At 35.1% G+C, this 15,398-nt stretch carries 15 protein-coding genes; 2 read left to right on the top strand and 13 right to left on the bottom strand.

Annotated elements, in window-relative coordinates; translation table 11 throughout:
• Positions 1–301 precede the first annotated feature (301 nt).
• From tnpA to SOY52_RS03140, 10 genes are all read right to left on the bottom strand, one after another.
• Complete coding sequence (tnpA, locus tag SOY52_RS11160) at positions 302–475, bottom strand: IS200/IS605 family transposase (protein WP_414429582.1); 174 nt, start codon at positions 473–475, stop codon at positions 302–304.
• Positions 476–548: 73 nt separating this feature from the next.
• The gene (locus SOY52_RS03100; protein WP_320847521.1) at positions 549–1,295 is read right to left on the bottom strand and encodes an alpha/beta hydrolase-fold protein; all 747 of its coding nucleotides are present in this window, start codon (positions 1,293–1,295) and stop codon (positions 549–551) included.
• A complete protein-coding gene (locus SOY52_RS03105; RefSeq protein ID WP_320847522.1) occupies positions 1,295–2,488 on the bottom strand; it encodes an ATP-grasp domain-containing protein in 1,194 nt (397 codons plus the stop codon). Before SOY52_RS03105 ends, SOY52_RS03100 begins: the two co-directional genes overlap by 1 nt.
• Before the next feature lie 56 nt (positions 2,489–2,544).
• The gene (locus SOY52_RS03110) at positions 2,545–3,894 is read right to left on the bottom strand and encodes a DUF262 domain-containing protein (protein WP_320847523.1); all 1,350 of its coding nucleotides are present in this window, start codon (positions 3,892–3,894) and stop codon (positions 2,545–2,547) included.
• Positions 3,895–3,896: 2 nt separating this feature from the next.
• Positions 3,897–5,090: a DUF262 domain-containing protein gene (locus SOY52_RS03115; protein ID WP_320847524.1), complete on the bottom strand. Its 1,194-nt coding sequence runs from the start codon at positions 5,088–5,090 to the stop codon at positions 3,897–3,899.
• A gap of 100 nt (positions 5,091–5,190) precedes the next feature.
• On the bottom strand, positions 5,191–6,819 hold the full coding sequence (groL, locus tag SOY52_RS03120; RefSeq protein WP_320847525.1) for a chaperonin GroEL: 1,629 nt from the start codon (positions 6,817–6,819) through the stop codon (positions 5,191–5,193).
• A gap of 77 nt (positions 6,820–6,896) precedes the next feature.
• Positions 6,897–7,730, bottom strand: a complete 834-nt coding sequence (locus SOY52_RS03125) for a DUF92 domain-containing protein (protein ID WP_320847526.1) — start codon at positions 7,728–7,730, stop codon at positions 6,897–6,899.
• Positions 7,724–8,371: a hypothetical protein gene (locus tag SOY52_RS03130; protein ID WP_320847527.1), complete on the bottom strand. Its 648-nt coding sequence runs from the start codon at positions 8,369–8,371 to the stop codon at positions 7,724–7,726. The genes SOY52_RS03125 and SOY52_RS03130 overlap by 7 nt, the downstream gene beginning before the upstream one ends.
• Positions 8,365–10,203: a DUF2207 domain-containing protein gene (locus tag SOY52_RS03135; protein ID WP_320847528.1), complete on the bottom strand. Its 1,839-nt coding sequence runs from the start codon at positions 10,201–10,203 to the stop codon at positions 8,365–8,367. The genes SOY52_RS03130 and SOY52_RS03135 overlap by 7 nt, the downstream gene beginning before the upstream one ends.
• 6 nt (positions 10,204–10,209) lie before the next feature.
• Positions 10,210–10,761, bottom strand: a complete 552-nt coding sequence (locus SOY52_RS03140; protein WP_320847529.1) for a LemA family protein — start codon at positions 10,759–10,761, stop codon at positions 10,210–10,212.
• A gap of 156 nt (positions 10,762–10,917) precedes the next feature.
• Between SOY52_RS03140 and SOY52_RS03145 the strand changes: the two genes are divergently transcribed.
• Together SOY52_RS03145 and SOY52_RS03150 are read left to right on the top strand one after the other, a co-directional pair.
• A complete protein-coding gene (locus tag SOY52_RS03145) occupies positions 10,918–11,388 on the top strand; it encodes an ArgR family transcriptional regulator (protein ID WP_320847530.1) in 471 nt (156 codons plus the stop codon).
• Between the two features lie 13 nt (positions 11,389–11,401).
• Positions 11,402–12,964, top strand: coding sequence for a glucose-6-phosphate isomerase (locus SOY52_RS03150; protein ID WP_320847531.1), 1,563 nt, complete (start codon positions 11,402–11,404; stop codon positions 12,962–12,964).
• Positions 12,965–13,018: 54 nt separating this feature from the next.
• On the opposite strand, the gene SOY52_RS03155 is transcribed toward SOY52_RS03150, so the two are convergent.
• The 3 genes from SOY52_RS03155 to SOY52_RS03165 all read right to left on the bottom strand — a co-directional run.
• Positions 13,019–13,783, bottom strand: coding sequence for an SDR family oxidoreductase (locus SOY52_RS03155; protein ID WP_320847532.1), 765 nt, complete (start codon positions 13,781–13,783; stop codon positions 13,019–13,021).
• 63 nt (positions 13,784–13,846) lie between these two features.
• On the bottom strand, positions 13,847–14,644 hold the full coding sequence (locus tag SOY52_RS03160) for an ABC transporter ATP-binding protein (RefSeq protein ID WP_320847533.1): 798 nt from the start codon (positions 14,642–14,644) through the stop codon (positions 13,847–13,849).
• Positions 14,637–15,398: ABC transporter permease subunit (locus SOY52_RS03165; protein ID WP_320847534.1), on the bottom strand; the 762-nt coding region annotated here is incomplete at its 5' end. The genes SOY52_RS03165 and SOY52_RS03160, both read right to left, overlap by 8 nt.

Here is a 15,398-nt window from a genome sequence, read left to right on the forward strand (position 1 = left end):
CAAATTCCATATTGCATTTATTTTTGTCTATGCTGTTTGTTCTATAATCGTAACAATAGAGTAAGAATGATGAATACCAATCTCTCTGCACCTCGGTACCATCTCGTAGTTTGTACAATCTATCAGATAGCTTCTTCTTGATATAATTATTCGAAACCTCGATATATGTACCGCCTGTCACTTTGAATTTCTTTTGTACAGTGGTCTGAAATTTAGAAGGGCACCTGTTCTTTATTGTTTTGAATAATTTTATAGCACTGATACTCTTTAGAGTTCTTACAACATCGCATGGAGCGACTGTCTATGGAACATCAATAAATATATGTATATGGTCAGCCATTACTTCAAGTGCCTTAATATGATAGTTATAATCATCACAGATTTTATATAGTATTTCTATAATGGCTTTCTCTACATTACCTTCCAATACTGAAAATCTAAACTTCGGACACCAGATAATGTGATATTGTATCAAGTATTTACATCATTATTTAAGCTAATTAATGCCCAAGAGTAGCAGAGATTTTCTCTGCTACTACCAAAGGGTTTTATTTGATAATAAATTTCTCAAAGAAGTAAGGAAGCTGTTTTCTCCACCATGGCCAATCATGGTTTACGTCATAGCCCCAATAATCTGAGAAATGAGGAATCCCCATCTTAGTTAAGATTTCATCAAGTTCTCTTGTGCCTCTTAATAAGTCTTCCTCCCATGCTCCTTGACCACAGCAGGTAATGATATCGCTATTTTTATAGAGCTCTATCCAAGGGTGGTCAGCTGGCATATTTCTCAAAAAAGCTGCAGGACAGTTATCATAAAGAGTACTATCCATATAGGAACCAAAGAATAAATTTGAATTAAAAGTTCCAGAAAGAGAAACCATTGCACCAAACTTATCAGGGCGGCGGAAGAAAAAGTTACCTGCATGATAACCTCCCATAGAACAACCAATTGCAATTGCTCTTTCCTTATTACCGCACTGTCTTTTTGCAGATGGATAAAGTTCATCAATAATATAGTGGTACCATTTCTCTTGGTTATAAGCTCTAGTTGCACCATCTAAGGTTTTTGATGACCATGATATTTCATCTAAAGAGTCTGCAAGCACAAGATAGATTTTTCCACTCTCAATGTATGGCATTAATGTATCAACCATACCAAAGTTTTCAAAGTCGTAATATCTACCATTTTGAGGAGCAAAGGCAATACAAAGTCTACCACCTCTCTTTCCAAAGGTTTTGTAAGTCATATCGCGGTCTAAAACCTTAGAAAAAGATGTTCTAATTTTTCCTTCCATTAAGCTCTCTCCTCTACAAAGTTAATAAATTCAAGAGCTGCTTTCTCATCATCTGCATGAGCTGTAAACATATAGTTACCCATTGCATCATACCAAAGAGCTGGAAGACGTTCTGCCATAACTATTTTACCTTCATACTTCTTCATTACCTCATCATATGAGTGCTTATATGAGTAGTTATCTCTTCTAGATGCATATACACAGAAGTGGTCTTTACCAAGGTCTGGAACAAGGCGTTTATCAGAAGTAACCATATCAGCCCAAATTTGATAAACATCTGTAGCATGTGCCCAGTTCATCATATCAGGAGTGTAACCACCAGCTGGTCTCATGTTAACCTCTAAGCCTACGAAATCACCCTTTTTACCAAGGCCTTTCTTATCTTTCTTCAAGCGGAAGAACTCAAGGTGTACAAATCTTGATTTAACATCAAATGCCTTAACAGTAGCTCTACCTAATGTCTTTAAATTTTCAGGTACATCAGCTGCTGTGTAGTAGTCTAGATCAAGTTTGTTATTTACAATATCTGCAATTGAAGGTGGCCAAAGAGTCATAGACTCAAAGAGTGGTTCACACTTTGAGTTGGTAATTACATCGTAAGAGACGATATCACCTTCAATAAATTCTTCCATTACATAGTCATAATTAGGCTTGACCTTAAAATAGTTCTCAAGTTCCTCATCAGATGTAATTTTAAATGTATGAGCAGCACCAACACCACACTCAGGCTTTGCAATAATTGGGTATCCTCCAATTTCATCAATAAACTTCTTTGCTTTTTTGAGGTCACTTACCTTATGAATTCTTGCAACAGAAACACCAGCCTTAATGTAATATTTCTTCATTTCATACTTGGATTTATATTTTTTAATACCCTTAGAATCTACTCCTGTTGTGATATTAAAATCTGTTCTAAGTTTTGCATCTTGCTCAAGCCAATACTCATTATTTGATTCAAGCCAATCGATTTTTCCATACTTAAATGCAAAGAACGCAACTGCTCTATACATTTCATCATAGCTTTCCATGTTATTAACACGGTAATACTCAGTAATTGAATCCTTTAACTGACTCGATAATGCATCATATGGAGTATCTCCAATAGCAAGTACATTAACACCATTCTTCTTTAAACGTGAGCAGAAATTCCAATATGTATGTGGAAACTGCGGAGAAATAAATATAAAATTCATCGGGTAAAGCCTCCAAAATCCAATATACGAAATAATAGACTTTAATGGGAAGTAAGTTATTTAACTTCTACTAATTTTTCATTTTCAATAATTAAATATGGTGGTGACTGTAAGTCCTTTTCATAGTAATTTTGCTTATATAACTCATAACGCTGAGAGGAAAAGCTTAAAGATTTTAAGAAATTTAATACTTCTACTCCGGATGCATTTACATTGCCTTTTAAAAACTTAAAGAGAGGCATTAACCACTCTTTATGGTCAAGTGAGGATGCATATAAGCTTTCAATATTTACAATATCTCTATTTAAAGCCTCAAATGCAGGAGTATATTCATTTAAATCTCTATACCTTAATAAACACCACCCTTCACTATTTCTTTTAACGACATAAGTATCAAAAAGATAACGTAGTATTAAAGTATTATATAAAAAGCACTTTACTTCTTCTCTATCTAAAGACTTAAGAAAGGCACAAATATTTAATATTTGTTTATCGTCACATCTATTTTCTTTATTTAATACTAATTCAACTGCATAGAGGATAAATTCTTCAAATGTGATTATAGGAAAGAACACTCCACCCTTTTCACTTCTAACAGCAGGTCGAATAAACTCTTCGCTATCAAATACAAGAGCATCTTCTAGGGTACAGGTAATATTATCTTTATCCCCTTCTGTGTGCGATGTTATCATTTTCCACCAAGAAGAGTAATCACTCTCCAAAAGAGGCGCAACACCATCACCATAAATCATTCTATTGTATAATCGTTCCGGTATACAGCCCGCTAGAAATCCAGAGAACGAATCAAGACCCTTCCAAATTACTTTAGCTATCTCCCTTTCCTTTGGATCTTCTAGCTTTTCAAGAAGATATGAAAAAACAACATCTCCCTTTGTGCATTGTAATCCTCTTGAATTCATAATTTTAAAGTAATGGTTTAAATCAGTTGAACTACTTAAAGTGGTTCTTAATATATAAACATGCTCTCTTAAATACTCAAAAAAAGCTTCTTTATCTGTTTTTTCTAACTCAGATTTTAATATTTGAGCTGACTTAAAGAAACGGTGTCCACTCCCTGTTTTACCTTTTTGTAGCTCCTCCAAGCTCTTTACTGATGATGGTCTTGCTTCATAGGATAAATTAATTTTCTTTCCATCTCCTGATAAAGAAAAGAGCAAAGAAAGCGCTGTAAGACGTTGCTGTCCATCAACTAATTCATAGTAACCATCAATAAAAAAGGTAACAAGAGAACCCATATAATACTCTTCTTTGCCTTCTTTTCTTGAATCCTCAATATCCTTAACAAGTCTAATTAATTCGCCTTCACTCCAAGCAAATTCTCTTTGATAAACTGGGATAATATATTTATCACTATCAAGTAGTGCACCAAGCTTTAATAAATCCATAACTACTCCAATTTAAGGAAAATATCAAAATCTCTATCAAAATCGATATCTCTAACAGGTCCCTTAGTTCTAAAGACGATGTTTTTCATTCCATCTAATCTTAAAGCTAAGTTGTATGCTAAAACCTCTTCAACATCGGAAGCATACCTAATTACACTTAACATGGAAGAATCCTTATCTAATACATATTCATTTAATCTTGAAAGTGTAACCGATGCATTCTCATATAAAGGTGCAAACGAATACTTAAAGAGCTTAGTTAATAGTATTTCTGTTTTGCTTCCAAAGCGGTCAGCTGCAAATAGTGCTAAAGCTAAAAATAAATCATAACATCTTTCTTGACTTGGATTAGTTAAATCAACGGTCTTTAATACTTCAGGTATTTGTCTATTAATCATTTTCTTTACACTTCTAAGTAAATAGAGGTAGTGAAAGGTATGGTCGAAAAACCATTTACCGTTAATCATTGGACTTTCAAGGCAAAACAAAGAGCTTAATACTCTCTTTACATATGGGTAATCACGATTTTTTTCAACGCCCTCGAACAAGAAAGCTTGTTCCTTCGTAAGTGGGCAAGTCCCCTCACCTCGTAAATAGTGCCATAACATTGATTGTAGCATAAAAAGATGTAATAGTTCTTGTTTATCAAAGCTCTCCCACTTTTGTACAGCCTCAATTTTTTCCTCTTCACTATCACATCTCATAGATACTAAGTGATAAGCCTTTAAAATATCAGCCATATCAAGCTCACGTCCTCTTTCATGTCCACTATCAAAGAAACTAAAGCAATCGGAGATATCATCTGCTTTAATAACAGTTATATAGGTATTGTTAAATAGAGCTTGTTTAAAAGCCTCTTTATCAAAACCATCGATACTTTTTTTAATTATTCTCCAATTTTCTTTTATTCTTCTTAACTCTTCTGGAGTCCAGCTCTTTTCCAGTACAGGATGTTTTAAATTAAAGTATTTAAAAATTAATGATAGTGTGATTACTCTTGATAATCCATCAACTAAATCATCTTTATTAAAGATAATTGTACCAAGGGGATATGATGTTTTACTTATAGCAATATCTCTAACAAGCTCTGCTGTCTTAATACCATCCCAGGTGTAAATACTTTTATATGTAGGTAAATGATCTATATTAGAAAGTAATTCTTCTATAGAGCTATCATAGACTGTTACTTTTCCCATGTGAGAAAAAATAGCATAAATAAAAAATAGAATCTAATAAAAAACTAGCTCCAAAGACCTTTATTAATCCTTGGAGCTATTAATTAACTATTAATAGTTATTACATCATTCCCATTTCAGGGTTGCCAGCTGGCATCTGAGGAGCTGGTGCAGGAATATCTGTAACAGCACACTCTGTTGTTAAGATTAATGATGCAATTGAAGCTGCGTTCTGGAGAGCAGATCTTGTAACCTTAGCTGGGTCAATAATACCTGCCTCAACCATGTTAACCCACTTCATAGCATTAGCATCGAAGCCAACACCCTTCTTCTCATTCTTACAGTGGTCAGCAATAACTGCGCCGTCTAAGCCTGCATTTGCAGCAATCTGTCTGATTGGCTCTTCAAGAGCTCTCTTAACGATGTTAAAACCAACCTTCTCATCCTCAGTAAGATCTGAAAGATCCTGAGCCTGAAGAGCATTAACTGCCTGAACAAGAGCAACACCACCACCTGGGATAACACCTTCTTCGATAGCAGCACGAGTTGCAGAAAGAGCATCCTCTACTCTGTGCTTCTTTTCCTTAAGTTCAACTTCTGTAGCTGCACCAACGTTGATAAGAGCAACGCCACCTGCAAGCTTAGCAAGACGCTCCTGGAGCTTCTCTCTATCGTAATCAGATGTGCAATCAGCAATCTGGTTCTTAATCTGAGCAATTCTGTCTCTAATAGCTTCTGTTGAACCTGCACCATTGATGATTGTTGTGTTTTCTTTCTCAACTTTAACACTCTTAGCTCTACCGAGGTTAGAGAGATCAGCGTTCTCAAGCTTCATACCAAGCTCTTCTGTAATAACCTGACCACCTGTTAAAATTGCGATATCCTCAAGCATAGCCTTTCTTCTATCACCAAAGCCTGGAGCCTTAACAGCTACAACATTAATTGTACCTCTTACTGAGTTAAGTACTAATGTTGTGAGAGCTTCACCATCAACATCTTCAGCGATAATTAAAAGTCCCTTACCTGTCTGAACAACCTTCTCGAGAACAGGGAGAAGATCCTTCATGTTACTAATCTTCTTGTCGTAAATAAGGATGTATGGGTTTTCCATAACACTTGTCATTGTGTCTCTGTTATTGCAGAAATAAGCAGAAAGGTAACCACGATCGAACTGCATACCTTCAACGAAGTCTACTGTAGTCTCGATTGTCTTTGACTCCTCAACTGTGATAACACCATCTTTACCAACCTTATCCATTGCATTAGCAATTTCATCACCGATAGTTCTATCGTTATTTGCAGAAATAGATGCAACTTGTGCGATTTCTTCCTTCTCCTGAATCATCTTTGCATCTTTCTTGATTTCTTCAACAGTGAGTTTTACAGCTTTGTCGATACCTCTTCTAATACCCATTGGGTTAACACCAGCAGCAACACTCTTCATACCTTCTTTTGTGATAGCATATGCAAGAACTGTAGCAGTAGTTGTACCGTCACCAGCAACATCGTTAGTCTTTGAAGCAACTTCCTTTAAAAGCTGAGCACCCATGTTTTCAAATGGATCTTCAAGTTCGATTTCACGAGCAACTGATACACCATCTTTTGTTACTGTAGGAGCACCATACTTTTTATCAAGAAGAACGAGTCTTCCCTTTGGTCCTAATGTTGTCATAACAGCCTTAGAAATTTTTTCAACACCGTTTACAAGAGACTTTCTTGCCTCTTCATTAAACTGCAACTGTTTAGCCATTTTTATATCTCCTTATATCATTACGTTTTCAAATTAACATGTGATAAAATACTTAACTTTTAATTTATCGGCAAGGCCTAAATGTGCAAAAGAAGACCAATAGAGAGAGCAAGTAGAGCAGAAAAGATATTACTTGTTAGATTTACAATATCATTATCGAAGAATTTTATTCCTCTTACTGCTCTTCTTTTTTTACCATTTTCATCAATTTCCTTCTCTGTCAGCTTTCCACTTTTCTCATCTAGATAGTGAACTTGGATAGTTCCTCCTAAAACACTATCAATTAAACAACCCGCGAAGCCAGAGGAGGCAACAAGTAAAGCTCCTGATAAATTTGCATTAAAGGTTGAATAGTAAAAGATTGCATATAAAACTGAAGCAAGCATTGATGCAGCACACCCTAAAAGTGAAATTCCACCAGAAAGCCCCTTCTCAACTCTCTTTCCACTAACTATTGAAATAGGATCATCCTTTGAAAGAACTCCAATATCTCCACCCCAAGTATCAGCACAAGCTTCAGCAAGTGAAGCTGTAAATACAATTAAGAAAATACTGTTTGTAGTTAATCTATAAAGAATTATACTTATTAATGCAGGAAGCCCATTTGCAAGGACTTGCATGTAGTCACGTTTTCCACCTTTCTTTTGGATTTTATTAATACCTCTTACCTTCTTTGAGAGTTTTCCAATAAAGGCAGCACTAATTAGGAAGAATAGATACATCATTAATGCTGATGTACCCCCTAAAAACAGGCTCAAAAAACCCATTACAAAGGCAGCGATTAACCCTGAAATTGTGAGCTGTTTAAGCTTATATGCAGTTGCTCCAATTAATGAAATCGCAAAAACAGATATTAACACCCTATAAATTATAGGTAGAGAGAAGAATTGCTGATCAATATAAATTAACATGCTAAAGCTCCGATTAATGCTGTAATAATTGGCACTGTAAGATTATCTAAGCCAAGTGGAGTAACAGACTCTAGGATTGTAGCACATAAAGCTAACAAAAGTGCAATTGGTAAAGAATATGAAAGGATTAATGCAATAATTAAAACAGTAATAAACATTACAAAGCTTCCTTCATAACTCTTTGTTGCTCCAAAAGCAATGTATTTATGCTTTCCAACTTTAGAGCCAATTAATGCAGCAAGTCCATCACCATAGCCCATAGCTAATACACCTAAAATAACATCTGTATCTGTCATTACATTTTTGTATTTACAAAGAGTAAGAATTAATAGAGTAATTGGAAAGTAAATTAGTCCATTATCTCTTTTTCTATCACCCATGCCTAAATAGCGTCCAAATCCTCCATATACAAATACAGTGTTAATAATGATAAACATTATTGGACCTATTAAGGCATAGCTAAGAGTATTAAAACCATATATTAAAATAAATACCCAGTTTGAGACTGTAATATGAATTAGCTTTCTAACACTCTCAGCTCTTAAATGGCAAAATTTATAAAGCAAGAATGCAATTAAAACTGTTGTACATACAAAAATTACAGATATAAATAAAGAGATAATGTTTTGGTCAATTACCATGAACGACCTCCACCACCGCCAAATCCGCCACCAGAAAATCCTGAGGAACCTGAGAATGTCATTGAACCTCCTGTGCTCTTTCCTTCAAAACCACTTGTAATTAGTTTTGCTGTATATCCACTATTAAAGCGTCTAAACATTCTTGAGTAGAACCAATAGTCAATAATCATATCAGTACCGGTATACCATGAGGCAGGAGTAAAGAACAGCCCTTCAAACTTCTTTGACCACTTATCTTCTAAGCCTAGTGCTATAGCATAGCTTAAGTTGTGGTAGTAGTATTCAGGATCTTGATCAATTAATGTCTTTAATTGGTCTATTTCAACCTTTTCAATAAATTCACGATAACCGAGTATTTCCTCAACTATCCTTTGACCATATTCACTTCGCTTTGTAATAAACTGTGCAAATATTGCAGATAGAGGAATTACAATTGCAGAAATTAATGTTGATATTAAAACTAAAATAGGAGTACAGCGTGCAGTTATTGCAAATGAAAATTGAACTACACTGACAACTAAAGCTAATGCTAGTAAAATAATACTAATTACAATCTTTACCCCACTACTAATTTCATGTTTTTTTGCAGCTGACCATATTAGAATAGAAGCAACAGAGAAATATAAGATATTTACAATTACACTAAATATTGCAACATCCATATTTCCAAGGTTTATTACAACTGAACTTAAAATCGCAAAAAGAATACCAAATAATGAAGCAAGATTTGATTTTCCTTCTGCTTTCTTATCCTTTAAAGATTGTTCTCCTTTGGAAAATCTCTTAACTAATGCAGGTTTAATATTATTTTGAAGTATTACTCCAAGCTTTGTTGATCCAATAGACTTTGTTGATAGCTCATCACCATTTAAGAATAGAGCATTAAATAGCACTAGTTCCTCTTTTGGTGCATTTTCAGGCGTTTTAATTTTATGAAGGATAAAGTCTTTCTTTCTCTCTTCTATTTTAATACATCCTTTATCAGCCCAATAGAAAATCATAGCAGAAAAGTCTCTATCATCTGCAGATGAATCATAGATATAACCAACAGCTAAAGGTGATAAATTCTCAGGAGGATTAAACCTTGGAACTACTACAATAGGTTTATCAACACCATACTTTTTATATAGATAGATTAAAATAAAGAGTAAAATAAGTGCTGATATTACTGTTACACAAAGACCTAATGCGGAGTAATCTTTAGGAACTCTTGCTCCCACAAAGTACCCTTCTTCCATCTCTGTTCGTAGTGTAATAGCTTCTCTCTCTTTTAATCCTGAAATAGTACCAGAAACAGTTGCTACTCCATCAAAAAGATATTTTCCTCTAGCAGTACTACTATAGTGCCCAGTTGTTAGATAAATTTTTTCTTTATCAATTGGCTTTGGGAAAGTAACTTTAAAATCTACATTGTTTATTTCACAATCCCAAGCATCACCAATGATGTTAAAGTAAAATTCATCGTAATCAGGATAAATATCTGCTCCAAGGTCATAACTATATGAAATAGTATAATGCTTTCTCCCTTTTACAAGGGTATCAGCATCACCTATTTTCAATGAAATAAAGTCATTATTTTCTTCTCTATCCCATTTTTCATTCACACTGATATTCGAAAGAATGGCTCTAAAGCCATTTTCATAGTTAACTGGAATATCTCTATAAAATCCATGAGAAGGTGAAGTAAAGTACATATCGATGTCTTCAGTAACGTTGTAAACACGATTTTCTTGAACATCGATATTAACTGAATAATTTTCTATGTAAAAATTTTCAGCACTTAGAGTAAATACTGTTAGTAAAAATACTAAAACAAAGATTAGTTTTTTCATAATTAATTAAAACTTAACTTCAACTCTCTGCTTTGCAGCTTCTTCTACTTCAGCATAAGAAAGCTTTTTAAAACCAGTCATTGATGCAACCAAATTAGAAGGGAACATCTCAACCTTACTATTCATTTGTTTAGCAATAGCATTGTAGTACTTTCTTGCATTTAATAAGCCTTTTTCAATTTCTGAAAGTTTTTGCTGTAAATCTAAGAAATTACTATTAGCCTTTAATTCAGGGTAGCTTTCAGAGAGTGCAAAGAGTGATTTAAGTGTGCCAGAAAGAACATTATTTGCATTATCTCTTTCTTCCATGGTGGTTGCACTCATAGCACTATTACGAGCTTTAATAACAGCCTCTAATGTACTACTTTCGTGTTTAGCATAACCTTTAACTGTTTCAACTAGGTTAGGAATTAAATCATATCTTTGCTTTAGGTGAACATCGATACCAGCATTTGCTTCTTCTGCTTGGTTTCTTAATTTTACAAATGAGTTATAGGTAGAAATAAAATATATTACTACTAATGCGGCAATTACAAGAATTATAATCAATGCAGTCATAAATAACCTCCAACGTTTTATAATACTGATACATTTGAGAATAATATTATTATATCATAGTGTCCATAAAAACATTACATTAGTCAAATTTCATTGCATTGAAGCTATTTTTAGATGTATAATTTCTGTATATAAAATGCATAAAGGAGCATAAAAGTGAGAGAACGACATAATCGTCTCAGCGTTGTTAAAGAAATTATCAAAAACAATAGGATAGATAACCAAGACACTCTCCTTGATTTACTAAAGGAAGAGGGTTTCAATGTCACTCAGGCTACTTTATCTAGAGATTTGAAGATGCTTAAAGTCGGAAAAATTTCAGATGGCTGGTCTGGTTACTATTATTCACTTCCTGAAAATGATTTAGTTTCTGAATCAGAAAAAAGCTATATTCAGGATGTTAGAAGGGGTATCATTTCAATCGAGTTTTCTGGGAATGTAGGTGTAGTTAAAACTCGTCCAGGACATGCAAACAGTGTTGGATTTGCACTTGATGTATTAAATCTTCCAGAAATTCTTGGCTCAATTGCTGGTGATGACACTATCTTCTTAATTTTAAGAGAAGGAATGACTAAAGAAGATCTTCTCGAAAGCTTCCAAACACGAATCCCGGAAATCGATAACTAAAGGAGTATACAAAATGGAATTCAATAACCTTGATACTTTGAAGGCTTATCAAGAGCTTTCAAACAGTGCAAAATGTTCTGTTAAATCACTTCTTTCAAAAGAAAGAATTGAGAAATGTAACATTGCTGCTGGCGGAACATTAACTTACAACTATGCAGCTATGCCTGTTTCTGACGAGCAAGTTGAACTTTTACAAGCTTTAGCAGATGAAGATCAGCTTGTTGAGAAGTATAAAGCTATATTATCTGGTGAAGTAATGAACCCAGGTGAAAAGCGCTTAGTACTTCACCAGCTTACTCGTGGCAACTGCCTTGATAAGCCAGTTTATGCAGATGGCGAAGAAAAAGGTGACTTTTATAAAACACAGCTTGAAAGAATTAAAGACTTCAGTGAAAAAGTTAGAAATGGCGTAATCAAAGGATCTACAGGTAAAGCATTTGACACAGTTTGCCAAATTGGTATCGGTGGTTCAGATTTAGGTCCAAGAGCTCTCTATCTTGCACTTGCAGAGTACATCAACAACTCTCCTGTTAAGCATCTCAATGCTAAATTTATCTCCAATGTTGATCCAGATGATGCTGCTTCAGTTATCAGAACTATCAACCCAGAAACTACTCTCTTTGTACTTGTTTCTAAATCAGGTACTACTCTTGAAACTCTTACAAACCAGATGCTTGTAACATCATCACTAAAAGGTGTTGATCCAGCTAAGCACCTTGTAGCTGTAACAAGTAAGACAAGCCCACTTGCTTCTAGTAAGGATGTTCTAGATGCATTCTTCATTGATGACTACATTGGTGGTAGATATAGTTCAACTAGTGCAGTTGGTGGTGTAATTCTTTCACTTGCGCTCGGTTTTGAAACTTTTGAAGAAATCCTAAAGGGTGCTCATGAAGCTGATATGAATGCTCTTGAAACAGATATTACAAAGAATGCAGCATTAATGGATGCATTAATTGGTGCATATCTTAGAAATGTATATAACTACCCTTCAACAGCAATTCTTCCTTACTCACAGGCGCTTTCAAGATTCCCAGCTCACCTTCAACAGCTTGATATGGAGTCAAATGGTAAGCATGTAAATCGCTTTGGTGAGAAGTTAAATTATGTAACAGGTCCTGTTATTTTTGGCGAACCAGGCACAAATGGTCAGCACAGCTTCTATCAGCTCTTACACCAAGGTACAGATATCGTACCTCTCCAGTTCATCGGTTTTAAAGAAAATCAGGCAGGAAGAGATATTGTTATTGAAGGTTCAACAAGCCAAGTAAAACTTAATGCTAACCTTGCAGCTCAGATCGTAGCATTTGCTCTAGGTAAAGATGATGAAAATCCTAATAAGGAATTTGACGGTGAAAGACCATCATCATTAATTTATGCAAATAAATTAACTCCAGCTGCACTTGGCGCTTTACTTGCTCACTTTGAAAATAAAGTAATGTTCCAAGGTTTTATTTGGAACCTTAACTCATTCGACCAAGAAGGTGTACAGCTTGGTAAGGTTCTTGCTAAGAAAGTTCTTAATGGTTGTCAGGGTGATGAAATCTTAAAAGCTTATGCAGATTTATTAATTTGATAAAAAGAGTAAAAAGTATTAAGCCGCACCATTAATTTGATGCGGCTTTTATTATTAGAGTGATGAACCGAAGTCTGTTACGATTACTTGACCTGTAATTGGTCTTGAATCATCACTTGCAAGGAATAAAAGAATCTTTGCAACATCATCTGGCATACATGGCTGAACTTTTAAGTCAGCGTGCTTAGCCATCTGGCCCATCATATCAGGATCTAATTTTGCAGGATTTAAAGTCATTGTCATAGGAGTTACAATTGTTCCTGGACAAATAGAGTTACATCTAATACCCTGACCTGCGAAGCGCATTGCAATGTGCTTTGTTAATGAAATTACAGCACCCTTACTTGCAACATAAGCAGCACCACCACAACCGTAGTAACCAGCAGCTGAATCGAGGTTAACGATAGAACCCTTTCCATGCTCCTTCATTATCTTACTTGCTTCTCTTGAACAAAGCATTGTTCCCTTTGCGTTGATTGAATAAACTTTTTCAATGTCTTCAAGAGTACACTTATCAATTGGCTTTAAGCCTTCTTCTAATACACCTGCATTATTTACAAGTACATCTACTGTTCCAAACTTATCTACAGCAGCTTGAACCATGTTCTTTACATCATCTTCGTTACTAACATCGCATCTTACTGCTAATACTTCGCCACCTTCAGCTTTAATCTTGTTTGCAACTTCTTCGAGCTTATCAACTCTTCTTGCTGTGATAACAACCTTAGCTCCTTCACGTGCAAAGAGTTCTGCTGTAGCAGCACCTACACCTGAGTTAGAACCTGTAATAATACATACTTTTCCATCTAATCTTTTCATAAAAAAAAATACTCCCAAAACGATTATACATCTTTTCGGGAGTTTTAATAGATATTTTTTTACTTATTTTGATAAGAGCATTGCATCATTTGCTTCTGTACTTCCGCTTGCTTTTGAAAACATATCAAGAAGATCAGGAACAGTAAGCTTTTTCTTATCTTCACCAGAAATATCAACAACAATGTGTCCAGCATCCATCATGATAAGTCTATTACCATGAGTAATGGCATCTCTCATATTATGAGTTACCATCATTGTTGTAAGGTGGTTTTCTTCTACAACCTTATCAGACATATATAATACCTTTTCAGCTGTCTTAGGGTCTAAGGCTGCAGTATGTTCATCGAGCAATAATACCTTTGGCTTTTTAAGTGTAGCCATTAAAAGAGTAAGCGCTTGACGCTGTCCACCAGAAAGAAGACCAACCTTAGTTGTAAGTCTATCTTCTAGCCCAAGGTTAAGACCTTTGAGAGCCTGATAGAACATCTCTCTTTCTTCTTTAGTAATACCCCACTTAAGGCCACGACGCTGACCACGGCGTAATGCAAGAGCCATATTTTCCTCGATCATCATTTGAGGATTTGTACCCTTCATAGGATCTTGGAATACTCTACCAAGCATTGTTGCTCTCTTATAGTCAGGCATATTTGTTAAATCTACATCATCTGCTTTAATAGTACCTTCATCAACAAAGAATACACCTGCAATAGCATTGAGCATTGTAGATTTACCTGCACCATTACCACCAATAACTGTAACAAAGTCACCATCATTGAGTGTTAAACTCAAGTTATCAAGTGCAAGTTTTGCATTGATAGTACCTTTATTAAATGTCTTTGAAATATTCTTCAGCTCAAGCATTCTTTACCCCCTTACGATGAGAGAAAAACTTAGTTTTCCAATATGGAACAGCTAAGAAGAGTGCTACGATTACAGCAGTAATGAGCTTGAGATCGTTTGTATTTAATCCGAGCTGGAGTGTAATCTGAATTACGATATAGTAAATAATAGAACCAAGTACTACAAATGTAAGAGTTCCAGCAAAGTTATGTTTAATCTTCTTAAATACAACTTCACCAATAATTACGGAAGCAAGACCAATTACGATTGCACCACGTCCCATATTTACATCAACTGCACCTTGGTATTGTGCAACAAGGGCACCAGAGAGTGCAACAAGTGCGTTTGAAACCATAAGACCAAGGATGATATCATTGTCTGGGTTAATTCCCTGTGCTCTCGCCATATCTTTATTTGCACCAGTTGCTCTCATTGAACAACCTTTTTCAGTTCCAAAGAACCAGTAAATAACAGCGATAAGTACAGCCAAAAGAATTACTAATAAAATAACTGGGTTATCAAAAGAAAGGTCACGAACAAAGCGCTGAGATACTAATAAATTATATTTATCAACACTAACTGGCTGGTTAGACTTTCCACCCATTATTCTTAAGTTAACTGAATATAAAGCGAGCTGTGTAAGTATTCCCGCTAAGATAGCAGGAATACCACACTTTGTATGGAGGGCTGCAGTAACAAGACCTGCAATTGCACCTACTCCGGTAGCAGCTAAAACCGCAACATATGGATTTACTCCAGCTCTTATAAGGACAAC

The sequence above is a fragment of the Bullifex sp. genome (assembly GCF_034103065.1).
Taxonomy (GTDB): domain Bacteria; phylum Spirochaetota; class Spirochaetia; order Sphaerochaetales; family Sphaerochaetaceae; genus Bullifex.